General features: G+C 69.6%; 23 protein-coding genes. 14 read left to right on the top strand and 9 right to left on the bottom strand.

What is annotated here, in order from left to right; genetic code table 11:
* Positions 1-186: 186 nt before the first annotated feature.
* A complete protein-coding gene (locus ACFY3C_RS17130; RefSeq protein ID WP_390771281.1) occupies positions 187-615 on the bottom strand; it encodes an ATP-binding protein in 429 nt (142 codons plus the stop codon).
* A gap of 197 nt (positions 616-812) precedes the next feature.
* Here ACFY3C_RS17130 and ACFY3C_RS17125 point away from each other — a divergent pair, with 197 nt between their 5' ends.
* From ACFY3C_RS17125 to ACFY3C_RS17105, 5 genes are all read left to right on the top strand, one after another.
* Positions 813-1,661: a helix-turn-helix domain-containing protein gene (locus tag ACFY3C_RS17125; RefSeq protein ID WP_390771280.1), complete on the top strand. Its 849-nt coding sequence runs from the start codon at positions 813-815 to the stop codon at positions 1,659-1,661.
* 10 nt (positions 1,662-1,671) lie between these two features.
* Positions 1,672-2,019, top strand: coding sequence for a DUF397 domain-containing protein (locus tag ACFY3C_RS17120; protein WP_390771279.1), 348 nt, complete (start codon positions 1,672-1,674; stop codon positions 2,017-2,019).
* Between the two features lie 4 nt (positions 2,020-2,023).
* Complete coding sequence (locus ACFY3C_RS17115; RefSeq protein ID WP_390771278.1) at positions 2,024-2,164, top strand: hypothetical protein; 141 nt, start codon at positions 2,024-2,026, stop codon at positions 2,162-2,164.
* A gap of 13 nt (positions 2,165-2,177) precedes the next feature.
* Complete coding sequence (locus tag ACFY3C_RS17110) at positions 2,178-3,044, top strand: immunity 49 family protein (RefSeq protein WP_390771277.1); 867 nt, start codon at positions 2,178-2,180, stop codon at positions 3,042-3,044.
* Between the two features lie 144 nt (positions 3,045-3,188).
* Complete coding sequence (locus tag ACFY3C_RS17105; RefSeq protein WP_390771276.1) at positions 3,189-4,049, top strand: immunity 49 family protein; 861 nt, start codon at positions 3,189-3,191, stop codon at positions 4,047-4,049.
* A gap of 32 nt (positions 4,050-4,081) precedes the next feature.
* On the opposite strand, the gene ACFY3C_RS17100 is transcribed toward ACFY3C_RS17105, so the two are convergent.
* Together ACFY3C_RS17100 and ACFY3C_RS17095 are read right to left on the bottom strand one after the other, a co-directional pair.
* Positions 4,082-4,594 carry a GNAT family N-acetyltransferase gene (locus ACFY3C_RS17100; protein WP_390771275.1) on the bottom strand — a complete coding sequence of 171 codons (513 nt, stop codon included), beginning with the start codon at positions 4,592-4,594 and terminating at the stop codon, positions 4,082-4,084.
* A 10-nt stretch (positions 4,595-4,604) separates the two neighbouring features.
* Positions 4,605-5,381: a GntR family transcriptional regulator gene (locus ACFY3C_RS17095; protein ID WP_390771274.1), complete on the bottom strand. Its 777-nt coding sequence runs from the start codon at positions 5,379-5,381 to the stop codon at positions 4,605-4,607.
* Positions 5,382-5,595: 214 nt separating this feature from the next.
* Between ACFY3C_RS17095 and ACFY3C_RS17090 the strand changes: the two genes are divergently transcribed.
* Together ACFY3C_RS17090 and ACFY3C_RS17085 are read left to right on the top strand one after the other, a co-directional pair.
* Positions 5,596-5,907 carry a hypothetical protein gene (locus tag ACFY3C_RS17090; protein ID WP_390771273.1) on the top strand — a complete coding sequence of 104 codons (312 nt, stop codon included), beginning with the start codon at positions 5,596-5,598 and terminating at the stop codon, positions 5,905-5,907.
* Positions 5,907-6,185: a hypothetical protein gene (locus ACFY3C_RS17085; protein ID WP_390771272.1), complete on the top strand. Its 279-nt coding sequence runs from the start codon at positions 5,907-5,909 to the stop codon at positions 6,183-6,185. The genes ACFY3C_RS17090 and ACFY3C_RS17085 overlap by 1 nt, the downstream gene beginning before the upstream one ends.
* A gap of 111 nt (positions 6,186-6,296) precedes the next feature.
* Here ACFY3C_RS17085 and ACFY3C_RS17080 read toward each other — a convergent pair whose 3' ends face one another.
* Complete coding sequence (locus ACFY3C_RS17080; protein ID WP_390771271.1) at positions 6,297-6,746, bottom strand: hypothetical protein; 450 nt, start codon at positions 6,744-6,746, stop codon at positions 6,297-6,299.
* Between the two features lie 208 nt (positions 6,747-6,954).
* Between ACFY3C_RS17080 and ACFY3C_RS17075 the strand changes: the two genes are divergently transcribed.
* The 7 genes from ACFY3C_RS17075 (at position 6,955) to ACFY3C_RS17045 (ending at position 16,370) form a co-directional block, all read left to right on the top strand.
* Positions 6,955-7,248 (top strand): hypothetical protein, encoded by a 294-nt coding sequence (locus tag ACFY3C_RS17075; protein ID WP_386572850.1) that lies wholly within the window; start codon positions 6,955-6,957, stop codon positions 7,246-7,248.
* A gap of 31 nt (positions 7,249-7,279) precedes the next feature.
* A complete protein-coding gene (eccD, locus tag ACFY3C_RS17070; protein WP_390771270.1) occupies positions 7,280-8,626 on the top strand; it encodes a type VII secretion integral membrane protein EccD in 1,347 nt (448 codons plus the stop codon).
* A gap of 10 nt (positions 8,627-8,636) precedes the next feature.
* Complete coding sequence (locus tag ACFY3C_RS17065) at positions 8,637-9,995, top strand: type VII secretion protein (protein WP_390771269.1); 1,359 nt, start codon at positions 8,637-8,639, stop codon at positions 9,993-9,995.
* Positions 9,992-13,987, top strand: coding sequence for a type VII secretion protein EccCa (gene eccCa, locus ACFY3C_RS17060; RefSeq protein ID WP_390771268.1), 3,996 nt, complete (start codon positions 9,992-9,994; stop codon positions 13,985-13,987). The genes ACFY3C_RS17065 and eccCa overlap by 4 nt, the downstream gene beginning before the upstream one ends.
* Positions 13,984-15,408: a DUF6177 family protein gene (locus ACFY3C_RS17055; protein ID WP_390771267.1), complete on the top strand. Its 1,425-nt coding sequence runs from the start codon at positions 13,984-13,986 to the stop codon at positions 15,406-15,408. Before eccCa ends, ACFY3C_RS17055 begins: the two co-directional genes overlap by 4 nt.
* A gap of 147 nt (positions 15,409-15,555) precedes the next feature.
* Complete coding sequence (locus tag ACFY3C_RS17050; RefSeq protein WP_390771266.1) at positions 15,556-16,020, top strand: hypothetical protein; 465 nt, start codon at positions 15,556-15,558, stop codon at positions 16,018-16,020.
* Positions 16,017-16,370, top strand: coding sequence for a winged helix-turn-helix domain-containing protein (locus tag ACFY3C_RS17045; RefSeq protein ID WP_386572844.1), 354 nt, complete (start codon positions 16,017-16,019; stop codon positions 16,368-16,370). Before ACFY3C_RS17050 ends, ACFY3C_RS17045 begins: the two co-directional genes overlap by 4 nt.
* 17 nt (positions 16,371-16,387) lie before the next feature.
* Here ACFY3C_RS17045 and ACFY3C_RS17040 read toward each other — a convergent pair whose 3' ends face one another.
* The 5 genes from ACFY3C_RS17040 to mgtA form a co-directional block, all read right to left on the bottom strand.
* Positions 16,388-17,344: an MIP/aquaporin family protein gene (locus tag ACFY3C_RS17040; RefSeq protein ID WP_390771265.1), complete on the bottom strand. Its 957-nt coding sequence runs from the start codon at positions 17,342-17,344 to the stop codon at positions 16,388-16,390.
* A 95-nt stretch (positions 17,345-17,439) separates the two neighbouring features.
* A complete protein-coding gene (locus tag ACFY3C_RS17035; protein WP_386572842.1) occupies positions 17,440-18,105 on the bottom strand; it encodes an SDR family NAD(P)-dependent oxidoreductase in 666 nt (221 codons plus the stop codon).
* Positions 18,106-18,176: 71 nt separating this feature from the next.
* Positions 18,177-18,902: a DUF4328 domain-containing protein gene (locus ACFY3C_RS17030; RefSeq protein WP_386572841.1), complete on the bottom strand. Its 726-nt coding sequence runs from the start codon at positions 18,900-18,902 to the stop codon at positions 18,177-18,179.
* 60 nt (positions 18,903-18,962) lie between these two features.
* Entirely contained in the window at positions 18,963-19,496 is a 534-nt protein-coding gene (locus ACFY3C_RS17025; RefSeq protein WP_386573123.1) for an NUDIX hydrolase, read from the bottom strand.
* A gap of 198 nt (positions 19,497-19,694) precedes the next feature.
* The gene (gene mgtA, locus ACFY3C_RS17020) at positions 19,695-22,424 is read right to left on the bottom strand and encodes a magnesium-translocating P-type ATPase (protein WP_390771264.1); all 2,730 of its coding nucleotides are present in this window, start codon (positions 22,422-22,424) and stop codon (positions 19,695-19,697) included.
* Positions 22,425-22,603 lie beyond the last annotated feature (179 nt).

Below are 22,603 nucleotides of genomic sequence, written 5' to 3'. Positions count from 1 at the left end.
GCGAACGGCGAACCCTGGTGGCGATCAGCAGTGCAGGCCGACGACGCCCAGCCGAACTCCATTCGCTGCGCGGGCGGAAGACCGAACAGCGTGATCACAGTAGGTATGGCGATACGGCTGACCAGGGAAGAGGCCTCCCACTCACCCGATCAGGCGAAGCAGTCACCACGTCACGCTCCGCACACGTCACTGACACTCGGCCCACAGCAGCTTCCCGCCCTTCGACGCGCCCAGCTCACGCAGCACCGATACCCCGACGGCATTCGCACAGGCCCGCACGAGGTGCAGCCCACGGCCGCTCTCGACGTCATCCGGCGGCAGGGCGGACGGCAGCACGTTGTCGACGAACCCGCGCGGCACCCTCGGGTCCGTGTCCCATACGGCGACCCGGAGCCGACCGGGTTCCATCGGCAGTACGCGCAGGGCATAGGGACCCCGGGTGTGGAGATGGGCGTTGGCGAGCAGTTCGGAGGCCAACAGCTCGGCGATAGGGATGAGTTGGGCGAGACCGTGGGCGGCCAGGACCGCGCGGAGGGTCGCACGGGCGATGCCGGGGGCGTGGGGATCATGCGGGAGTTGGAGGGTGTAGGCCCAGGACGGGGATACGGTGGCCATGGAAGTCTCCGATCACTGAGGGAAGTTGGATACGTGCGGTGAGTTGCCCAGTGGCCTGCCACCCCGTCGGACGGTGCGCTTCTGAGCGAGGGGCGCCTATGAACGAAGGTAGCGGCAAGTTGTAAGTTGTTAGACTCAGAAGCCTGAATAGCTTTGACATTCACGCGTGTGGGTGACCCAGGAGACGAACGTTGGCCATGAGAAGCGCCCCCACCGGCCGTCAACTCCGGCTGGGGGCCGAACTACGGAAGTTGCGCGAGCGCGCAGGCCTGACCTCGACCCAGGCCGCGCAACTCCTCGGGATCAAGCAGAACCAGGTCAGCAACATGGAGGCCGGACGCCACGGTGTGAGCCCCGACCGTCTGCGCACCATCGCCTGCCGCTACGACTGCTCGAACAAGGCCCTCGTCGAGGGGCTCGTCGCCATGACACCGGACCGCAAGCGCGGCTGGTGGGAGGAGTACCGAGAGCTGCTCCCCAACGCACTTCTCGACCTGGCCGAGTTGGAGCACCACGCCCAGTCGTTGCGAGCGGCCAACACAGCCCGCATCCCAGGGCTTCTCCAGACCCACGACTACGCACGTGAGATCTTCCGCCAGGCGGTCATCGAACTCTCGCCGCCCGAGATCGAGCACCGGCTCTCGTTCCGCATCAAGCGACAGGCGATCCTCTATCGCGAGGACAACCCCGTCCCGTACGAGGCGATCATCCACGAGGCAGCCCTGCGCATGGAGGTCGGCGGCTCCTCAGTCGCCAGGCAGCAGCTGCAGCACATCCTCGACATGAGCGAACGCGGGCACATCACACTGCGATCCATCACCTTCAGCGTCGGCGCCTACCCGGGTTCCGGGCAGTCGATCTACTACGCGCACGGCCCGGTACCGCAGCTGGACACCGTTTACCTCGACCAGTCCCACGGTCCCGCGTTCCTCGACACCGAAGCCCAGTTGCAGAAGTACCGGACACTCTTCGAGCGGGTTGGGGCCGTCGCCCTCGGCCCTGAGAAGACCCGCAACCTCATCCATGGCGTGATGCGAGAGCTGTGAAGGAACACCTATGAATCCGAGCTGGCAGAAGTCGTCCTACTGCTCCGAGGGCGAGGCCTGCGTCCACGTCGCCGCCACCCCCGAAGTCATCCACATAACCGAAAGCAGCGACCCCACCGGCTCCATACTCACCGCCACCCCCGCCGCCTTCGCCGCCCTCCTCGCCGCGCTGAAGAACGAACCGCACCCCAGCCGCCCCTCGATCGAGGTCACCGCCGGCGATGCGGACACCCTCCACCTTCGCAACACCGATGCCCCAGCCGCCGTCGTCACCACCGACCACCCCAAGTGGGAAGCCTTCGCACTCGGCGTCCGTGCAGGCGAGTTCGACCATTTCGTGGAGCCCGTCAAGCTGTAGCTCCATGCCCGACATAGACATGCAGGCCCCAGTCAGTGAGGGCTCGCTGAGGGCAGGAAAGTTGAAACACGTCCTGGTGCAGGCCATGGAGCCCGGTGGCTCCCTCTATGCCGGCGTCATAGTGGAAGAAATGAAGATCTATTGAGAGAGTGGGGCACGTGGCCATCCGCATTCCCCGCCACGACTTCCCCGTGGACAACGTGGACAGAGCCATGGCGCCGATCATCCAGGGCACCGAAGAGGCACTCTCAGAAATCGAAACGTCAGAATTCGACCGTTTCGACGCTCTGGATTACTCGTTTACCGTCGCCAAGTGGTCCTGCTTGACAGATCCTGAGGCAGGGGAATTCGCGACCTGGGAGACGTGGGTCACGGCGATGCAGGTCGGATCGGGCCTGTTCATCTCGGGCGCTGCTACGGAAGGCCCCGTCCCGTGCCGTATTGGACGCAACGGCCAGGTCAAGAACCTCCCAGCGACCGGCCCTCGGGAGTACCTGCATGCGGGCAATTGGCTTACCTCGTACTACCTGTCCGTCATCTGCCGCGAAAACGAACGCCTCGACCAACTGGCCCGCGTGCCCGTCTCGTTTCTTCGCGCGTCCGGGGTGGAGTTCGACGAGTACATCTATGCGTGGGTGGAAACCCTGCAGAACGCCTGGTTCGGCCGCCAGGAGACCTGGGACACCCTGGTCACCGCCATCAACGGCACGGACCCTGCGGCACCTCACATCGCCAGTGCCGAACTCATGCTGAAGGTCCTCTACCCGCCGCTGGAAGTCTTCCATCGCTACCAGCGGCAAGAGCCGGAACCGTTCAATGCAGCCCTGGCTGACGCGCTCACCTGGCATCGCGAGTACTGGACCGGCGATGAGACACGGGTCAAGAGCGGCGAGGGGCTGGCGGCTCTGGGCCCGCTTGCCATCGCCTGTATGGCCTTCGATGCGAATATCCCAGTCGAAGTCGAATCCGAGTACCTACCCAAGCACCTCTTGGAGCGTAGGTGGGTCGGTCAAATCCCCACCTGATGAGCCCAGAAAGGGCACGTACGGAACTTCTGGGCTGTGTCGACGCCTTCCGCTCCCGCTACCGATCAGGGCACCGAGACACCGCAGAGTACGGATTCGTCCTGATGGCGAGATCGGCGGATCGACATTAGCAAGGGGACTTCCGTGACTGTGACCATTGCCCGACACGATCTGTCGAGGCCCGACCCCGAGAGCTATGCAGAACGGCTCGGTGAGCATCTGACCGGGAAGATCGGCGATCTCGAAGAGTCTCCAGATATGATCGACTTCGCGTTCGGCACCTCTCTCATGAACCTGCGTGCTCGCTGCCTCATCGACCCAGAGGCTGCGGCAATCGAGACGTGGGAGGCCGCGATCAACGCGATGCAGCTGGGCTCGGCCCTCTTCGCCGTGACTGGGGCAGACGAGGGGACCGTTGCGTGTCGCATTGACGGAAAAGTACGGAATCTTCCGGCCGTCGGCCCAATGTCGACAGCCGACGCGGGGACCTGGCTGAATGCGTTCTGGCTTGCGGTCATCTGCCGTGAGCAGCAGCGGATGACGCAACTCTGTGAGATCCCACTGGAGCGGCTACGTTCGCCGGCAGGGCAGTACGACGAGTACATCTACCACTGGGTAGACACGCTGCAGACGTACTGGCTGCGTCGCCCAGGACTGGTGGAGAAGCTCACCGCCACGTTCCAGGCGTCGGACCCCGCTGTGGCGCGGATCGCGCCGCGTGACCTTCTGGATGGCCAGCTCTATCCGCCGATCAACCTCTTCTACCACTTCGTACGCAAGGACGAGGAAGGCTTCAGCCCGGCCTTGGTGGAGGCTCTGAAGCTGCACAAGATGTACTGGACCTTGAACGAGGACCGGCAGGCCAAACTCGACGGCACCATCGCCCTCGGCCCCCTCGCCATCGCCTGCCTGGCCTACGACGGTCGAATCCCGATCGAGGTCGAGTCCGACTACCTCCCCAAGCACCTCCTCCAGCACGACTGGCTCGGAGAGTTCCCCACCTGACATGCACGACCGGCTGACCAGCTGATTCCGGCTCAGGCGTTCGGGGCGATGTAACAGACAGCCGGGATGCTCTGGCTTGTTCCGAAGTGATGAGTGGTTTCGCCGATCTTGCGCCATCCGAGGCGTTCGTAGAGCCGTATGGCGGCAACGTCCTTCGCCATGACGTCGAGCACCAGGCGAAGATTGTTGGCAAGGGCGTGGCCCATCGCCGCTGCCATCAGGTGTCTGCCCGTAGCGCGCCTGCGCGCGGCCTGGACCACGAACAGCCTGGCGAGGACCGCGATGTGTGCCTCGTCCTCGCCGCTCTGCCGGACCCACAGGGACGCCGCGTCCTCACCGTCGGGACGCATGATGGCCACGTGTCCCACGATGACGCCGTCCGCTTCGGCCACCCATGCCGCCACCACCTGTTCCGACCTGAGCCACGCCTGTGGGTCATCGACACCTTCGACCGGGTATCCGTCGGTCTTGTGGACTTCGACGAGCGCCTTGGTGGCCCCGGGCAGATCAGTGGGTTGGAAGGGGCGCACGACGACAGGTTCCACCAGCAGGTCCCTACCTCTCGATGGGGAGTTCGTAGAGCAGTCCGGTCCGGTCGGCTCGGTGCACGTAGCGGGAGACCTCGAAGGGCACGCCGTCCTGATCGAAACTTGTGTGCAGCACTTCCAGAACCGGTACGCCCGGCAAGAGCTCCAGTGTCGTGGCCTCCGCCGGTGTGGGCATCCGTGCGCTGATCTCGTCCCGCACTCGCGTCATCAGGTGCCCAAGCTCTTCAAGACAGCCGTAGATGCCGTCCTTTCCCGTCCTGGGCTGCATCAACAACGTTCCCTGAGCCTCGTCCCAGCGCAGGTACGTCGAGACGATCTGCACCGGTTCGTCGTCCGCGAAGTAGTGATTCTCGCGATGGACGACGCTCTCCTCGTCCGCAGACACCTCCAATCGTTCGGCGACGTCCGCCGGCGGCCGCTCCCTGGTGATCGAGGGCACTTCGATCCTTGCGACCTTGCCCTGCCGTTCGGCCTCCAGCCGGAACGGAGTCAGTCCCGTCTCCCGGTTCCTGACCGAGTAGCGGTCGCTGCCCAACCGGAACAGCTTCCGAGGCTCCCGAACGAAGACGCCTTTCCCGTGCTTGGCCGTGACAAGCCCTTGTTCGGCGAGCAGGCGGATCGCCTCGCGTGCGGTGTTGCGGGCGGCACCGTACTGCTCCGCCAGTGCTCGTTCGGACGGCAGCTTGTCACCGGCGCACAGCTCCCCGGCCTCGATCCGGCGACGGAGATCACCGGCGATACGCCGGCTCGGAGGCTGCTGCGGCGATGAGGCGGAGCGTGTCATGCGACGAGTCTAGCAACTGGCTTGAGCCAGTTGCTTGACCCACTATGGGCCGTTGTGCTCAACTGGCTTGGCAATTAAGTGGCTTAAGCCAGTTGCCTCGCCGTACCGGTGTCGAAGCCGGTCACCGCGAAAACGGGTGAGCATGCGAGACCCCCGCGACGGATGCCGCCGTCCGGGGGCGCGGCCACCAGCAAAAGCGATCGGAGCCGATGACATGACCGACCTTATCCGCCGACTCGTCGCCTGGGTGTTCTGCACGTTAGGAGGACGCGACGAGGACCTGCGGCCCAGGCCTCCAGCAATCGGCTTGCCGATCGGCGTTCCTCAGCGGTACGACACACCACTCCCGCCCCACCGCAGCCCGTACGCCCTGGACATCGCTCCACTGGACGCCACCGCCGCCAGGTCCGTACGCCCCTACCTGACCGCCCACGAGCAACGTCAGAGGCGGCGCGAACTCGCCCTGGCCACCCTGGGCCAGGACATGCCCGGCCCGTACTGGATCCACGGGCTGGAGGTGGCCTGATGCCGAGCGAGCCCCGCCTGCTTCCCTGGTCCGGCACCGAGGGCAAGCGCTGCTACCTGATCACCGATGTCGATGGCGGTCCGGTGTCCCGGCTCGCCGATGCCACGGAGTCGATCCAACTCGGCATGGGCAAAGAACTCCTCGCCCATGCCCTCGACATGCTCCCCGACACCCCACCCGGTGAACTCCGCTTCCTCGCCGAGTGCCTGACGGAGGCACTGCGGGACGCCCTCCGCATCGCCGAGAGCCGCGGCCGACGCCTGAGTCACCTGAACTGACGGCAGGCGGTTGGACGAGCGGCCCGGATCATTTTGAGGGCCGCTCGTTGCCGAGCTGCGATGCAGTGGTCTTGGGTCGGCCAGCAGACGAGCGTGCCAGGTCGCGTGCAGCTACTTGACCTTGTACTCGCAGGGCTCAGGAGACTTGCCGCCGTCGTTGTCGGCGACTTGCTTGCCGTCGACCTTGATCACGCAGGCCGCCGCCTTCAAGGTCCCGTCTGATGTCAGGACCGAGCCGGGCACCACCGACACCAGGTAGCCGATCTTCTGCTCTGCTTCAGTGAGTTTGATCGTCTCCGTCTTGGTCCAGGGGAGCTTCTGATTCCCATAGCCGCTGCTCGCCGCGTGATACATGACCCCCGTGGCGGTGCCGGTACCCGTCACTTGCAGCGTCACCTTATGGGTCGCCCCGTCCGCCCCGGTTCTCGGAGAGGTGGTCTTCGACGCGGGCGCCTCACCGTCGTCGCTGCCCGCGGTCTTACCGGTGTCTCCTCTGCCGCAGCCCGTGAGAAGCGCCACCGTCGCGACTCCCGCGATCACACCCCAAAGCGTCTTCAACATGTTCCCCGTTCCTAGTCGCGATGACTCGGTGCCCCGAGATCCAATCACGTTCGGGCTGAGGGGTGTTGCGTCGGATAGCAGCCTTCGACGTGCACGGACGCTCATGAGCGACATCTCGCCACTCCACCCATCCCCCGTTGCGTCTGCAATCCGTAAGGCGAGAGGATGTTCGATGAACTCCGCACACCCGGCGAACCAGAATTGAGCCATGTCAGCCCAGGATTACGACAGCCAACTCCTCGAGTCCGTGGCGGTGCGGCGTCGACGGCTACGTGACGCCGTGCTGTTCGGGGCGCAGCGGCAGCGGCGGACGGTGGACGAGCGGCTGGGGAAAGTGTTCGCGGGTGTCGTCATCGCTGCCGTGGTGTGTGCCGGGTGCGTGGGATGGTCGTTCGTTTCGCACCGGGTGATCGGGAAGGCGCCGTACGGGACTTCTGTGCCTGCGTCGACGCCGTCCGCTCCGGCCACCAAGACGCCGCCGAGTGCGGATTCAGGCCGATGATAGGTTCGAACGCGTGATATCCGGGGGGACTGTGAGCCGTACGGCGCTGAGCCGCATAACCCTGGTCGGTGAGCGGCGCCGGGTGGATCTGGTGCTGCCGTCCCGGGAGCCGGTCGGGCTGCTGCTGCCCGAGGTGATGCGGCTTCTCGACGACCGGGTGGGTGAGCGGCCGCAGGCCCGTCATCTCGTGACGGCGGACGGCAGTGTTCTGGAGCCGGACGCGTCGCTGGAGTCGGCGGGGGTGCCTGACGGGGCCGTGCTGCGACTGGTGCGTGTCGAGGACGCGCCGTCCGCTCCGGTGGTCCACGACGTGAGCGATGAAGCGGCCGGCGATCTGGATGTGCGGGCCTGGCGCTGGGACGCGCGGGCGCGGCGGATCGTGGCAGCCGGCGCGAGTGTGGTGTGGGCGTTGGCCGCCGGGTTCATGACGCGGGCAGGTTTTGCGGCCGAGGCCGCCGGAGTGGCGCTCCTCGTGAGCGCGGCCGTGGCTGCGGTGGCCGGTGCGCTGTTGGGGCGGTCAGGGCGCAAGGGGCTTGCCGCCGCTCTGGTCGTCGTCAGCGCCGTCGTGGGTGTGCAGGGCGTGTGGTCGCTCGCCGACGCCCAAGCGTGGGCGGGGACCGTGCGGTTGGCCGGTGTCCTCGCCGTTGTCGTGGCGGCGTTGGTGCTGCTCGGCTGGTTCTCGCCGTTCGGGCGGGGTGCCCTGGTCGGCGCCGGGGCGCTTGCCGGGGCCGGGGCTTGCTGGGAGGTCGCGCTCGCCTTCCAGTCCGGCGGGGCGAGCGCCGCCGGGTCCGCGCGCGCCGGGGCACTGCTCGCGGTGGTGTCCGTGGTGGCGCTGGGCGTACTGCCCCGGCTGGCCTTGGCGGCGTCGGGGCTGTCCGGGTTGGACGACCGGCGCTCGGCCGGGGCGTCGGTCAGTCGTTACCAGGTGGCGACCGCGTTGGCCGCCACGCATCGAGGGCTGGCGCTGGCGACGGTCGTCACCGCGGTCTCCGGTGCCGTCGCCGGGGTGCTGGCGGTGCGCGCAGTGACGGTGTGGACCGTACTGCTGGCGGCGGCCGTCACGCTCGTCCTCGCCTTGCGAGCGCGTGCCTACCCGCTGGTCGGGCAGGTCGTCGCACTCCTCGCGGCCTCCATGGCGGTGGCACTGCGGCTGGCCTGGTTGTGGCTGGAGCACTCCGGGACCGCGGCTCCGCTCGCCGTGCTGGTGGTGCTGGCCGTGGTGCCGTTGGGTGTGCTGGCCGTGCAGCCCGCCGAGCATGTGCGGGTACGACTGCGCAGGGCCGGCGACGTACTGGAGTCGGTCGGTGTGATCGCTCTGTTCCCGCTGGTGCTCGGGGTGTTCGGCGTGTACGGGCGGCTGCTCGGCACCTTCGCGTGAGGTGGCGGTGATGACGACTTCCGGGCGGTGGCAGGACGAAGTCCTGCGCGAGCTGACCGCTGACTCGGTCGAGGTCGAGGGCGCGGCCAAGAGGAGTTCCTCGGCGGACGGTCGTCCTCCCTTGCCGGTGCGCGACCCGGACGAGGAGCGTCCCCGTCCAGGGCAGCCCGAGCCCCGCAGCACCGTGCCCCGCGAGCAGCGCACCCCCGTCCCGGCCCCGCACGCGGACGGCGCCCCGCAGATCCCGCATACCCCCACTCCGGCACCACCGCACCCCGCGACCAAGACGCCCGCTCCGCAGGCCTCGACCGCCGTGCCGAGCCGGCCGACACCGCAGGCCCCGGCTCAGGCAACGCCCCGCCCTGCGACCGAGGCACCGACATCGCAGCCCCAGGCACCGAACACCTCCCCCGCCGTACGGCCCTCCCGCCGGCCCCTGCTGCCGATCGCAACGCCGGAGTCCGTCCCGACCATCGACCCCCGCCTCGCCCTCGCGCTCGGCTCGCCCCCGCACGGCGACTCGCTGGCCCGCCGCTCAGGCCGGTCGCTGCGCAAGCTGACCTCGTCGGCCGCGCGGGAGGTCACCGAGGAGACCCGGCTGGGCAGTTGGCTGCAGCAGCCGGTGACCACCGGCCGGGTGATCGCGGTGACGTCGATCCGCGGTGGTGTCGGCAAGACCACGACCGCCGCGCTGCTGGCGCGGACGTTCAGCCACTACCGGCACGATCCGGTGCTCGCCCTGGAGGCGGACGCCGCCCTGGGAACGCTGCCGGTGCGGATGGGCGCCCAGTCCGTGCGCTGGTCGTGCGTGGAGCTCGCGCAGATCCTCACCCCGTCGATGCTACTGACCGATGTCACCGGATACTTGGTGCCGGTGGCGGACGGCGGCTGGCTGCTGCCCGCGAGTCAGGGACGGGTCGGTGCCCCGCTGGACGTCCCGACCTACCGGACCGTCACGCTCGCTCTGCGCCGCTACTTCGCCGTCACGGTCGTGGACTGCGAGACGCTGCCCGGCGAAGTGTCCCGTACGGCGATGGACACGGCGCACGCGCGTGTGGTCGTCGCCCCGCTCACCGCCGAGGGCGTGGGTGGCACCCGGATCGTCCTGGACTGGCTCGGTCAACTGCCGCACTCCGCGCTCGCCTCCACCGTCGTGGCCCTCACCTCGAACACGCCGGACGCGAACCTCGACCTGAAGGCCGCCACGGCCCATTTGCGGGAAACCGGGGTCACTCTCGTGCATCTTCCCTACGACCGGCATCTGGCAGGTGGCGGACCGATCAGGACGGACCGGCTCGGCGAGGCCACCCGCCGCGCCGCGACCCAGCTCGCCGCCGAGGCACTGCAGCGGGCGGTGCGCGTCCGTTGACTCAGCATCCGGTCCATCGCCCGGCCCGCTCCACGCGGCCGCTTCTCCCGCCTCCGGCCCGCACGATCGAGCCGCCGCCGAACCTGCCCGAAGGCAGGACCGGCAGCCCGGCGACCGCTCTGCTGCCGATGGCCGGCGTCATGAGTTCGGTCGTGATGATGACGGTGATCCGCTCCAGCCAGTTCGCGGGCCTGGGCGCCGTCGTGTTGGTCGTCGCTCTGCTCGGCGCGGTGGCCCTGTTCCTGTCGCAGCGCGGCAAGGCGCAGCGGCAGCGGCGTGTTCAGCGTGAGCGCTACCTGGAGTACCTGGAGGAACTGCGCGCCGAGCTGGGCGCGGCGGAGCGCGAGCGCCGCCATGCCGCCCGGTTCCTGCACCCCGCCCCCGCGGCCCTGTACGACGTTGTCCGTGATCCCGCTCGGCTGTGGGAGCGGCGCCGCACCGACGCGGACTTTCTCCACGTGCGGGTCGGTGTCGGCGATGTACCCGTACAGGAGCTGACCATCGCCCGGCAGGCGGCCGGGGGCGTGCTCACCCCGCCCGACCCGTTCATGCTGAACGAGGCGCGCGCCCTGCAGGTCCGCTACACCGCCGTGTCCGACCATCCGCTGACCGTGCCGCTGGACCGGGCGGGCAACGTCAGTATCGTCGGCGACCGTGCTGGTGTGCTGCGCGTCGCCCGGGCTCTGCTCGTGCAGGCCGCCGTGGCACACGCCCCGGACGACGTGGCCATCGCGCTCGCGGTGCCCGGGGACCGTATCGAGGAGTGGGAGTGGGCGAAGTGGCTCCCGCACGTCCTCGACCCGGAGACCCGCGACGGTGGCCTCGCCGCGCGGCGCGTCGCACCCGACCTGGCCCAGTTGGCCCAGGTGATCGGCACGGATCTGAAGCGGCGGGCCGCGTACGCGGCCGAGGTGCGCCGCGGCCTGTCCGACAAGAAGGCGCTGGGGCTGAGCGACCGGTTGCTCGTGCTCAGCGACGAGTACGGTGAGAACGCCGTCGACCTTCCGCGTCCGGACAGCGCGGTCGCCCTGGACGACATGGGGGTCACGGCCCTGCACCTGCTCGCCGACCAGGTCCACGAACCCGATCACGTCTGCGTGCGCATCACCGTCGACGGCGACCAGGTCACGGTGGAGGACCTGCGCGCAGAACAGGTCGTGCGCATGCATGGGGTGGCCGACCGGGCCGGCCTTCCCGGTGTGGAAGGCCTCGCACGGGCCCTCGCACCGCTGCGGCTGTCCGCCGAGTCCGCCGCCGAGGGCACCCCCGTCGCCGGGCCGGTCGACTTCCCCGAACTGCTCGGCATCGACGACATGGGCACCCTCGATCCGGGGCGGCAGTGGGCGCCGCGCGGCGACCGGGATTTCCTGCGCGTGCCCATCGGGCTCGACGACCGGCACGAGCCGGTGCTGCTCGACCTGAAGGAGGCTTCCGAACTCGGCATGGGCCCACACGGGTTGTGCGTCGGCGCGACAGGTTCGGGCAAGAGCGAACTGCTGCGCACCCTCGTGCTCGCGCTGGTGACGACACACTCCCCGGACGACCTGGCGCTGGTCCTTGTCGACTACAAGGGCGGCGCCACCTTCGCCCCCTTCACCGGTCTGCCGCACGTGGCCGGTGTCATCACCAACCTGGAGAACCAGGCCGGCCTCGTCGAGCGCGTCCACACCTCCCTCGCCGGTGAGATCAAACGCCGCCAGCAGGTCCTCAAGGACGCGGGCAACATCGCCGACATCGGCCACTACCGCACCCTGCGCGCCACGGCCCGCCCCGACCTCGAACCGCTGCCCCACCTCTTCGTCGTCATCGACGAGTTCGGCGAACTCCTCACTGCGAAGCCGGACTTCATCGACCTGTTCCTGTCCATCGGCCGCATCGGCCGCTCCATCGGCGTCCACTTGCTGCTGTCCAGCCAGCGCATCGAAGGCGGCAGGCTCAAGGGCCTGGAGACGTATCTGTCCTACCGGCTCGGTCTGCGCACGTTCTCGGCCGACGAGTCACGTACGGTCCTGGAGACCACAGACGCCTTCCATCTGCCGCCGCTGCCCGGCTTCGGTTACCTGAAGGTCGACACCTCCACGTACACCCGTTTCAAGGCGGGCTTCGTCTCCGGTGCGTACCGCGGTCCCGCCGTGCGCGAGAGAGCCGCCACCGAGCCGCTCGCCCGGACGTATCCGGCGTTCAACGCGCCCGCTGCCGTCCCGTCACCCGAGGACACGCCGGCAGCACGTGAGCGCGAAACGGGCCCGACGGTCCTGGCCGTCGCGGTCGACCGGCTCGCCGGCGCCGCCGAACCGGTGCGCCGGATCTGGCTCCCGCCGCTGCCCGCAGCCCTCTCCCTCGACACGGCCGCCGGCCCCGTACAGGCGTCCGCCGACGGCCTCCGGCTCGCCCGTGCGGACGGCCCGTTGCGGGTGCCGCTGGGGCTCCTCGACGATCCGGCCAGACAGTGGCAGGCCACGTGGGTGCACGACCTGAACACGGCGGGCGGGCACACAGCCGTCATCGGCGGCCCGGCCTCCGGCAAGACGACGCTGCTGCGCACCCTGGCGCTCTCCCTCGCCCTCACCCACACGCCGCGCGATGTCGCCGTCTACGGCCTGGACCTGGTCGGCGGCGGACTGAGCGCCCTGGCGGGTCTGCCGCACGTCGGCGGCATCGCGACCCGCGCCGACCACGAGCGCGCCGCCCGCACCGTCGCCGAGGTGCGGGCCATGCTCGCCGAGCGCGAGGAGATCTTCCGTGCGCAGGGCATCGACTCGATCGACCAGGTGCGCACCCTGCGTGCCCGGGGCGAGCTGCCCGGGCTCGGCTCCACCGACGTGGTGCTGCTCATCGACGGATTCGGCGCTCTGCGCGACGAGTTCGCCCACCTCGACGACGATGTGGCCGACCTCCTCAAGCGCGGCAGCGGCTACGGCATCCACGTCGTGGCGGGCATGCTCCGCTGGAACGACGTACGCATCGCCACCCAGTCCCTGTTCGGCAGCCGCATCGAACTGCGCCTCAACGACCCGGCCGACTCCTCCATCGACCGCAAGCTCTCCGAGACCCTGTCCGCGGACACACCGGGCCGGGCCCTGACCGACGGCAAGCTGTTCGCCCAGGCGGCACTTCCCCGCATCGACGCGCAGGCCACGACGGACGGCCTCGGCCCGGCCCTGGAGCAGGCGACGGCCACGTTGCGCGCCACCTGGCACGGTGAACTCGCCGCTCCGGTACGGGTGTTGCCGACCAGGCTGGCTGCTGGGCGACTGCCCTCCGCCGTGGCGGAACCGCGCGCTGTCCCGATCGGTGTCGACCAGGAGACCCTCTCGGCGACCGTCCTCGACCTGTTCGGCACCGACCAGCACCTGCTGGTCCTCGGCGACAACGAGTGCGGCAAGACGAACCTGCTCAAGCTGATCTCCCGCGCTCTCATCGACCGCTACGACGAGGACGAGCTGGTCTTCGGCGTCTTCGACCCGCGGCGCGGCCTGCGAGGCGTCGTCCCGGAGCCCTATCGCGGCGGCTACGCGCACAACGCCGCCCTCTCCAACGCGCTCGCCACCGGCATCGCCACCGAGCTGAAGAAGCGCCTGCCGGAAACCGTCGACCCCGACGCCCTCACCGACGAACCGTCCTTCACCGGGCCGCGGATCGTGATCCTCGTCGACGACCACGACATCCTCACCGCGGCCGGGCAGCAGCCCCTCACACCGTTCCTGCCGTACATCTCCTCGGCCCGGGACATCGGCCTGCACTTCGTGGTCACGCGCCGCGTCGCCGGGGCCTCCCGGGCCCTGTACGAGCCGTTCCTGACGGCACTGCGCGAGACCGGCGCCGCGGCACTCGTGATGACGGGCGACCGCATGGAAGGCCAGCTGTTCCCCGGCCTGTACGCCTCCGCGCAGCCGCCCGGCCGCGGCACCCTGGTCCGCCGCGGACGCCGCCACCAGCTGGTCCAGACCGCCCTCGCGCCCGAGGGCGAGCCCACGGAGGCGCGGGCATGACCAAGGACGTCATCGCGCTCACCGAGAAGATGCCCCACACCCCGGCCCTGCTCGCCGCTCTGCACGCCGGCGGCCCCGACCTGAGCCTGACCGCCGACGACGACGGCGCTGTCATCCAGTTGTGCACAGCGGCCGGCCGCCCCCTGGTCTCCGTGGAGGCTCCCCTCCTGGTCCACGTGCCGGGCGAGGCCGAACGCCTCCTCGGCCCGCACGTCACCACACTCCAGCCGCCGTACTGGTGGACCGAGGCCCGCGCCTCCACGGCCGTCCCCGAGGCCGAACCCCTCGCCGATTCGATCTGCGGGCGCCTGACGATGCTGCTCGGCGGAACGACCTGGCCACGCGAGGCCACCAGCACGGCGGTCGTGGAGACGGCCCAGGAAGCCGACGGCATCACCGCGACGCAGTTGCCGGACGGGGCCCTGCCCGCCGTCGACGTCCTGACCGAGTCCACCGCCGTCGTGCTCGCCGACCGTCCGGTCCTCGGCCTCACCACCTGGCTGTCCGGCGTACTGCGCGCCACAGCAGCGGCCGGCCGGGCCCTGCACATCGTCACCCCGCCCCACGTCCGCCTCACCCTCCCCCTGCGCACGGCCCTCGGCGGCACACCGAACCGTTGGGTCGTCAAGAACCCGGCAGGCGGGTACTACGACGGTCTGTCCGGGGCCGAACTCACCTGGCAGAACGGTACGTTCGCGCCCTCCGGCCCGCCCGCGAAGGTTGCGGACGCCTTCACCGAGGGCGCGGCGCCCACCCACGATCGCCGGCTCACGGTGACACTGCGCACCATCAGCTCCCCCGAGGCAGACCTCGTGCTGGGCGGCGCCCTGGAAACGGCCTGGCGCCATCTGACGGGCGCACCGCCGACCGGATGGGGCACGGCCGAGCCGGTCAATCTCCCCTGGTCACCCCGCCAGTTGACCGACCTGGCCCGCAGACGTTCCCCCGAGCCCACCCACACCCTCGCCGTCGGCTCCCCCGACCGGCCGGCCATCGCGACGCACCGCACGACACGCACCACGGCAGGCGTCGCCGAAGAAGTCACGCTCACCGTCGGATACCCGGCGGCCCAGCACGTCCCCCTGGACGCGATCGAGCCGCTGGCCGCCGAACTCGTCGACAGCTACGGCCTGACGGCGATGCTGACCACCCTGACAGCGGCCCGCGCCGACCTGACGCTGCGCCCTCTCCTCACCGCCCCGCCGATCCCGGTCGCGTTCACGCTCGGCGCCAGGGACGTCGGAGCCACGGGACTCGCCCACGCCCGCCGGCCCCCGCTCGCGGTGAAACCCGTCCAGCTCGGCACAGCCCGAGACCCAGCCTTGCACTACCCCCTCGGCGACGGAACCGACCCCGCTGCCTGGACCGCGCTCCAGATCCTCACCGCACACCTCGAGTCCGGGCCCGGCTCGGCAGATTGATCGGGGTCGACGTCGGCAACGTCGGCCGGTACGAGCGCGCATCTTCCCGTCATCGAAAGTACTTGCATTCATGGAAAGTACTGTCCATGCTGATAACAGTCAGGGGCGGCCCGACCAGCCACCCCTTCCGACAGCAGAGGAACGCACATGGACATGACGGGGGACCCCATGGACGCACGACAGGCGGAGGCCGCACTCGACAGCGCTCGCGCCGCCCAGGCCGCCGCACGCACGGCCAGTGACCGACGGACCAGGCCCCGGGGTTACGCCGTCGGCCAGGCCCTGACGTTCGCGGTCGGCTTCACGGCACTTGGCCTCTCCGCCAGCCGGCCGGGGTGGGCCGCGTGGCTGCTGGCCGGCGGGCTGCTGAGCCTGGTCGCGTTCTTCGTCCTGGTCTGGCTCGGCGCGCACCACGGCGGAGTAACGGGCTGGTTCGACCGGCGCCGCGAGCCCGGACGGTCCGCCTGGCGGACCTTGCTGCTTCCCCTCGCCGCCATCGCCGTGAGCCTGCTGGCCGCGATCCCGTACGGCACGACGGGCTGGCTGGTGGCCTTCGGTCTCGCGGGCGGTCTGGAACACCTGCTGCGGGCCTCCGGGGTGGGCACGGCATGACCGGCGGTTCTCAGCCACCCGCCCTTGACCGGGAACTCCACCACCCCACCCGGCTGGCCCTCGCCGCCTACCTCTCCGCGTGCGGGGAGGCGGAGTTCGCCGTGCTGCGGGACTACTGCCAGGTGTCCGACTCGACGCTGAGCAAGACGCTCTCCGCCCTGGAGAAGACGGGCTACGTCAGCATCCGCAAGGGCTACCTGGGCAAGCGCCCGCGCACCTGGGCCGCCCTCACGCTCACCGGCCGGCGCGCGCTGGCGGGCCACCTGACGGCGCTGGAGGAGATCGCGTCGGCGGCCCGCAGGGCGGGAGCGGGGTCCGAGGGGGACCGGTCGGAGCCCGAAGAGGACTAGTACTCCTCGTCGACCTCCTACTCCTCGTCGACCTCCTCCGTCCCCCGGGTCCGGCCCGGCTCGGGCAGCTCGTGCAGTTCGGAACGCACGAGCAGGACGTCGCCGATGAACAGGTCGTAGATCAGGATCCCGATGACCCCGCCGATCAGTGGCCCGACGATCGGGATCCACCAGTAGTCGCTGTACGCGCCGGTCACGCTGCCCGGGAAGGCGAAGCTCTGCCACCCCGCCGCATAGGTGAGCAGCCGCGGTCCGAAGTCACGGGCCGGGTTGATGGCGTACCCCGCGTTGGCGCCGAAGGACATGCCGATGGCAGCGACGACGAAGCCCACGATCAGCGGCCCGAGGTTGGCCTTCACGGCCTGGTTGCGCAGGTCGACGATGGCGGCGATCAGCATCAGCAGGAAGGCCGTACCGACGATCTGGTCGATCAACGGCCCCCAGACGCCGCCGTGGAAGTACGCCGCCGGGAAGGTCGCGAAGATGGAGAACGTGATGTTGGTATGCCCGTCGATCTTCTCCACCTTCGGATCCGTCACGGCGTTGTCGAAGGCGGTGATCGCGTTGTGGTAGACGAGGTACACCAGCGCCGCCCCCGCGAACGCGCCGGCCAGCTGCGAGAACCAGTACGGCAGCACCTTGGCCCAGGAGAACCCGCGGCGCACGGCCATGGCCAGCGTCACCGCCGGGTTGATGTGGGCGCCGCTCACGCCGCCGGCGACGTAGACACCGAAGACTACGGCGAACGCCCAGCCGAATGTGATCAGCAGCCAGTCGCCGGCCGCGAGGAAGATCGTCGTCGGGGTGGCCGCACGGCCCGAACCGGGCAGTGCGGCCACCGCCATCGCGACCACGCCGCAGCCGAAGGAGATGAGGACGAAGGTCCCGAGGAACTCGGCCATGCACTCGCCCAGCAGGCCACCCCGGCGGCTGAGCCGGGAGGTCTTGATGAGCGGGGGGATTTCGACAGCCATTGAGGCCCCCTCGAAGAGAGCGATACGGCCCGACACGACCATATTGGCCCACAAATGCTCTTCACGCAGGGCGACGCGATCTCCGGGCCGCGGGGTCAGCTGTCGAGATCGTCGGCGTAGTGCCGGAACCCGTGCCGCTCCCGATGCATGGTCCACAGGGTCTCCGCGAGCACGGCCGGATCCTTGCGCACATGCCCGGGCGTGATGGCCCCGGGGATCACCAGCTGGGCGACATGGATCCCCTCAGGGGCGAGCCGGTCGTGCAGCAGATGCCCGTACGCGCTCTCCGCGGCGAACGCGATCGACGTGCCCGCCCGCTCGGGACGCGGCACGGCGGCCGTCCCCCCGTTCACGAACAGGATGGTCCCCCGCCCGAGCGCCCGCATACCAGGCAGCACCTGCTGCACCGCCGCGACCGGCCCGTACACCGAGAACTCGATCGGCCCGAGCAGATCCTGGTGCCGGGTCTCCAGCACGGGCCGCATGAAGTCCCGGTGCGGGACAGGGCTGTACTGCAACACCTCGACGGTCCCGAGCACGGCGGCGGCATCCTTCAGGGCCGCCACCAACTGCTCCGGCCGGCGCACATCGGCAGGGAACCCACGCGCGGCGACCCCCTCGTCGGCAAGCTCGCCCACCAGGACCTGCAGCCGCTCCCGGTCCCGTGCGACCAGGGCGACGTCGTACCCCTCCCGCCCGAACCGACGCGCGACGGCGGCGCCCAGCCCGGGCCCGGCGCCGACGATGGCAATGGTGCTCATGGGCAAATCCTTGCCCCTACGACGGCACACCACCACCCACGCCCGGGCAGGAGGCCGGTGACCCGGTCGCCTCAGCCCTCGGCGGTACCAGCGGCGGCGGACTCCGCCACCACGCCCTGCTGCTGCCCCTGCCGGATCCGCTCCACCTGTACGGCGGTGACGGCCCGCACGGCGAACGCACCGGCCACGGCGGCCCCGATGACAGCGGCGTCGGACACGAGCAGCGGCCACACCTCGCTGTACGCCCGCGCGATGATCTCGTCGGTGGAATCGCGGTAGACGAGGCCCGCCCCGCTGAGCATCCCGATCACCCAGAGCCCCCACCACACATTCACGGAGACGGGCAGCTTCCGCCCCGGAGCGGTGGTCCGAAAGGCGTCGGCGACGATCCCACGCGGGAACCACAGATTGACGACGGGCACGATCCACCCCAAGTAGACCCAGATCCCGGCGTACTTCGGCGCCTGCCCCGTGAGGGCACGCGCATTGTCCCGCACCCGCCACATCCAGGAGAGGAAGAGGAGCGCGCAGAGGAAGGCGGCGCCTCCCCCGAGGCTGGTGACGAGGTGGTAGGAGTCCTCCAGCCCGTTGAGCGCCCGATGCACCCCGTTCCCCTGGTCCGGCGGCCCCGAGGCAGGCTCCCCGGCCATGGCCAGCCGCACTTCCCACACGGCCCGCACGACCCACGCGAGCCCCGCGAGCAGCAAGGCCCCGGCAGTCAGTTGCCCGGACACCTTGATGGGCCTCAGGCCGAGGGAGCGGGAGCGCGTGGCAGGCTCCACTATCTGTTCGTTCACCGCATCATCCTGACCCACGCCGACACAGACTTGCCAGGGACACGCCAGCCGCGCGGACGATCAGCGAATGCCCTCGTCCATGAGCACGTAGAGCAGCCCGACGAGCGACCCACTGCTCACGATCTCCCGCCGGTCGATCATCCCCCGCACCTCACCGAGCGGAACCCACTCGATCCGATCCGACTCGTTCTGCTCGACGGGCGGCCCGACGTACGAAGCCCCCTCCGCACGGAACACATGATGCTGAGAGTCGGTGATCCCATTCGCCGGCTCGGCGTAGATGAGAGGCTTCAGCGGCCCGGGACGCCAACCGGTCTCCTCCAGCACCTCACGCGCCGCCGTCTCCTCCGGCGTCTCCCCCTCCTCGATCAGACCCATGGGGAGTTCCCAGGCCCACGAGTCCGTGATGAACCGATGCCGCCACATCATGAGGATCTCGCGCCGCTCATTGACGACGGCCCCCACCGCCAGGTGCCGCAGCCGCACCACGTGGTACTCCCACCGCAGCCCATCAGGCTGCTGCACGTCCACCAGGCACAGATTCACCCACGGATTCGAGTAGATCCGCCGCTCCCCAAAGGTCTTCCACTCCATCAACGCACCCTTTCCGCCGACTGCCTGCAGCTTCGCAGAGAGGGCAACGAGGACACGCCTCTCCATATCCCGTGCGGATGAAACAGCGCAGATCGGCAGTACCGGCACGAACCCGGTGGGTACGGTGTCAGATCGAGGCGGCTGTGGGAGTCCAGGTTCACGCCTCGCGGCGGCTCGGGATTCCGGGCATCCGACGGATCACCGAGATGAGGTCCGAGGAGCTTCTGACTGGCGGGACCCGGTGGCGCCCCCTGTGTGCGGTGTGTCCGCCGACGGACGGCGGATGGCTCTCGGTCGCCGCGGTCGGGTGACCGTGCTGAACCGTGCCGCGCGGCGCCGCATGTGCCGGTGGCCGAGGGCCGGTTGGGGCCGAGCCGGTGCGCGCGCGGCCCGGTAGAAGATCCGCTTGCCGATCTCGACGAGGAGGAGGTAGACCACGACCATGGCAGCCACCGCGGCGAAGAAGCCGGCCGGCAGGAGTTGGAAGCCGAGGACGTCAGCCAGTGAGGTGGCCGGCAGGGCGGCGCCGAGGGCGACGACACCCAGTGCCGTCAGTGTCAGGGGAAGGCTGGGACGGCTGCGCCAGAACGGGATGCGGCGGGTGCGGATGGCGAAGATCACCAGGGTCTGCGTGGCGAGGGACTCCACGAACCAGCCGGTGTGGAACTGGACCGGGCCTGCGTGGAAGACCCACAGCATCACCGCGAAGGTGACGAAGTCGAACAGCGAGCTGATCGGTCCGAAGCACACCATGAAGCGCCGGATGAACGCGATGTCCCAGTGGGCCGGGCGGTGCACCTGTTCCTCGTCGACCTCGTCGGTGGGGATGGCGAGCTGGCTGGTGTCGTACAGAAGGTTGTTGAGCAGGATCTGAGAGGGCAGCATCGGCAGGAACGGCAGGAAAAGCGAGGCGCCGGCCGCGCTGAACATGTTGCCGAAGTTGCTCGAGGTCCCCATCAGCACGTACTTGATGGTGTTGGCGAAGATCCGCCGCCCCTCGGCGACCCCGTCCGCCAGGACCCCGAGGTCTTTCTCCAGCAGGATCACGTCGGCCGCGTCCTTGGCCACGTCGGTGGCCGAATCCACCGAGATGCCCACGTCGGCGGCGTGCAGCGCGAGCGCGTCGTTGACGCCGTCGCCGAGGAAGGCGACATCGCCGCCGGTTTGCCGCTGGACGCGGACGATACGGGCCTTGTGCTCGGGGCTGACCCGGGCGAAGACGGTGGTGTGCCGGATCGCGTCGGAGAGCCGCTCGTCGTCCATGGCGTCCAGGTCGGTCCCGGTCAGCACGCCGATATCGGCCAGTCCCAGGTCGTGGCAGACCTTGGCGGCCACCGCCGGGTTGTCCCCGGTGACGATCTTCACCGTCAGGCCGAGCCTGTCCAGCCGTCCCAGTGCCTCGGCCACGTGGGGTTTGGGCGGATCGAGGAAGACCAGCAGACCGGCCAGGCGGAGGTCACACTCGTCGGCGGCCGTGGGGGCGGTGGCCGCCCGGGCGGGACGGGTCGCCACGGCAACGACGCGGTTCCCGGCGGCGAACTCGGCGTCCAACGCCTGGCGGACCGGCTCGGGCACGTCTGCGCAGCGTTCCAGTACCGTCTCGGGGGCGCCTTTGGTGATCAGCATGGTGACGTCGGAGGGGTCGGTGACAGTAACGGTGACCATCCGCCGTTCATGATCGAAGGGCAGGACTCCGACCCGCCTCCAGCCGCTGAGCACCCGGCGCTGGGAGGCGGCGGCCGGGGAGTCCCACAGGGCGTCGTCGAGCGGGTTTCCGCCCACGGGCCGACCCTGGTCGTCCACCTCCGTCTCGGTGCACAGCAGCCCGAAGCGCAGCACCTCCTCCGCCGAGGTGACGTCGATCGGTACGGCCCGCATGAAGTCGATACGGCCCAGGGTCAGTGTTCCGGTCTTGTCGGTGAACAGCACGTCGACATCGCCGAGGTCCTCGATGCACACCAGCCGTTTGACCAGTACCTTGCGTCGGCTCATCCGCCGGGAGCCGGCGGCCAGGCTGGTGGAGACGACGGCGGGCAGGAGCTGCGGGGTGATGCCCACCGCGATGGCCAGTGAGAAGAGCAGGGCGTCGATCAGCGGCTTGTGCAGCGCCACGTTGATGATGAAGATCAACGTGGTCAGCGCGCCGGCGACGTAGACCAGGAGCATCGAGAACCGGCGCAGCCCCACCTGGAACTCGGTCTCCAGCTGGTGTCCGCTCAGCCCGGCGGCGATCTTCCCGAACTCGGCCTCCGCACCGGTGGCGACCACCACTCCACGGCCACTGCCGCAGTGGACCACGGTGCCCATCAGAGCGCATCCGGACAGATCGGCCAGCGCCGTGCCGGCCGGCACGGGAGCGGTGTCCTTCGCGACCGGCAAAGACTCACCGGTCAGTACCGACTCGCTGCACTCCAGCCCGGTTGCCTGGAGCAGCCGCAGATCCGCGGGCACGATGTCGCCCAGCCGCAACTCCACCACATCGCCCGGAACCAGGCCGGTGACCTCCACCTCCTGCGGCCGCCCGTCGCGCAGCACGACCGCACGATGACGGATCTTGGCATGCAGCGCCTGGGCGGTCTTCTCCGCCCGGTACTCATTGGCGAAGCCCAGGCCGGCGGAGAGCACCACGATCACCCCGATGATCACAGCGTCGCTGCGCTCACCGACGAAGTACGAGACGATGGCCGCGGCCAGCAGCAGGCCCAGCAGCGGGGACCGCAGCTGATGCCACAGGACGAGCCACGCCCTCGCTCGGTGCGAGTGGACTGCGTTCGGTCCCCAGCGCTTCAGCCGCCGTGCCGCCTCGTCCGACGACAGGCCGCCGCCTGGAACGTCGAGTTCACGCAGTACGTCCGCGGTGGGCCGGGCGGCTGCCGAGGCAGCGCGGCCCGCGGCCACCGGCCGCACCGGCACGGTGGTCGTCACCATCGCCGACCACTCCCCGGGCGCCTGCCCACCCGCGCAGCGGGCCGCGTCGGCGCAGAGCCGGACGAGCGCCCGACAGTGCCCCCGGGGCTGGGGCACGGGCACGGCCACGGATGGGTGGAGATCGGCATCACCGTTCCACCATCGGTCCTCCTCGCTCGCCCTCCAAGGGGCCATCCGGG

Origin of the sequence: Streptomyces sp. NPDC001410 (assembly GCF_042895235.1) — a bacterium.
Classification (GTDB): Bacteria; Actinomycetota; Actinomycetes; order Streptomycetales; family Streptomycetaceae; genus Streptomyces.
Note: the sequence above shows the minus strand (reverse complement) of the source record. Positions and strands in the feature narration are given on the sequence as shown.

What these genes read in the sequence shown, in the direction of transcription:
- ACFY3C_RS17080 (WP_390771271.1), bottom strand. Translation starts at nt 6,746, where the DNA reads ATGTTGAAGACGCTTTGGGGTGTGATCGCGGGAGTCGCGACGGTGGCG.
- ACFY3C_RS17040 (WP_390771265.1), bottom strand. Translation starts at nt 17,344, where the DNA reads ATGGCTGTCGAAATCCCCCCGCTCATCAAGACCTCCCGGCTCAGCCGC.
- mgtA (WP_390771264.1), bottom strand. Translation starts at nt 22,424, where the DNA reads ATGGTGACGACCACCGTGCCGGTGCGGCCGGTGGCCGCGGGCCGCGCT.
- ACFY3C_RS17065 (WP_390771269.1), top strand. Translation starts at nt 8,637, where the DNA reads ATGACGACTTCCGGGCGGTGGCAGGACGAAGTCCTGCGCGAGCTGACC.
- ACFY3C_RS17115 (WP_390771278.1), top strand. Translation starts at nt 2,024, where the DNA reads ATGCCCGACATAGACATGCAGGCCCCAGTCAGTGAGGGCTCGCTGAGG.
- ACFY3C_RS17050 (WP_390771266.1), top strand. Translation starts at nt 15,556, where the DNA reads ATGGACATGACGGGGGACCCCATGGACGCACGACAGGCGGAGGCCGCA.
- ACFY3C_RS17055 (WP_390771267.1), top strand. Translation starts at nt 13,984, where the DNA reads ATGACCAAGGACGTCATCGCGCTCACCGAGAAGATGCCCCACACCCCG.
- ACFY3C_RS17045 (WP_386572844.1), top strand. Translation starts at nt 16,017, where the DNA reads ATGACCGGCGGTTCTCAGCCACCCGCCCTTGACCGGGAACTCCACCAC.
- ACFY3C_RS17130 (WP_390771281.1), bottom strand. Translation starts at nt 615, where the DNA reads ATGGCCACCGTATCCCCGTCCTGGGCCTACACCCTCCAACTCCCGCAT.
- ACFY3C_RS17075 (WP_386572850.1), top strand. Translation starts at nt 6,955, where the DNA reads ATGTCAGCCCAGGATTACGACAGCCAACTCCTCGAGTCCGTGGCGGTG.
- ACFY3C_RS17025 (WP_386573123.1), bottom strand. Translation starts at nt 19,496, where the DNA reads ATGGAGTGGAAGACCTTTGGGGAGCGGCGGATCTACTCGAATCCGTGG.
- ACFY3C_RS17035 (WP_386572842.1), bottom strand. Translation starts at nt 18,105, where the DNA reads ATGAGCACCATTGCCATCGTCGGCGCCGGGCCCGGGCTGGGCGCCGCC.
- ACFY3C_RS17120 (WP_390771279.1), top strand. Translation starts at nt 1,672, where the DNA reads ATGAATCCGAGCTGGCAGAAGTCGTCCTACTGCTCCGAGGGCGAGGCC.
- ACFY3C_RS17090 (WP_390771273.1), top strand. Translation starts at nt 5,596, where the DNA reads ATGACCGACCTTATCCGCCGACTCGTCGCCTGGGTGTTCTGCACGTTA.
- ACFY3C_RS17085 (WP_390771272.1), top strand. Translation starts at nt 5,907, where the DNA reads ATGCCGAGCGAGCCCCGCCTGCTTCCCTGGTCCGGCACCGAGGGCAAG.
- ACFY3C_RS17095 (WP_390771274.1), bottom strand. Translation starts at nt 5,381, where the DNA reads ATGACACGCTCCGCCTCATCGCCGCAGCAGCCTCCGAGCCGGCGTATC.
- ACFY3C_RS17125 (WP_390771280.1), top strand. Translation starts at nt 813, where the DNA reads ATGAGAAGCGCCCCCACCGGCCGTCAACTCCGGCTGGGGGCCGAACTA.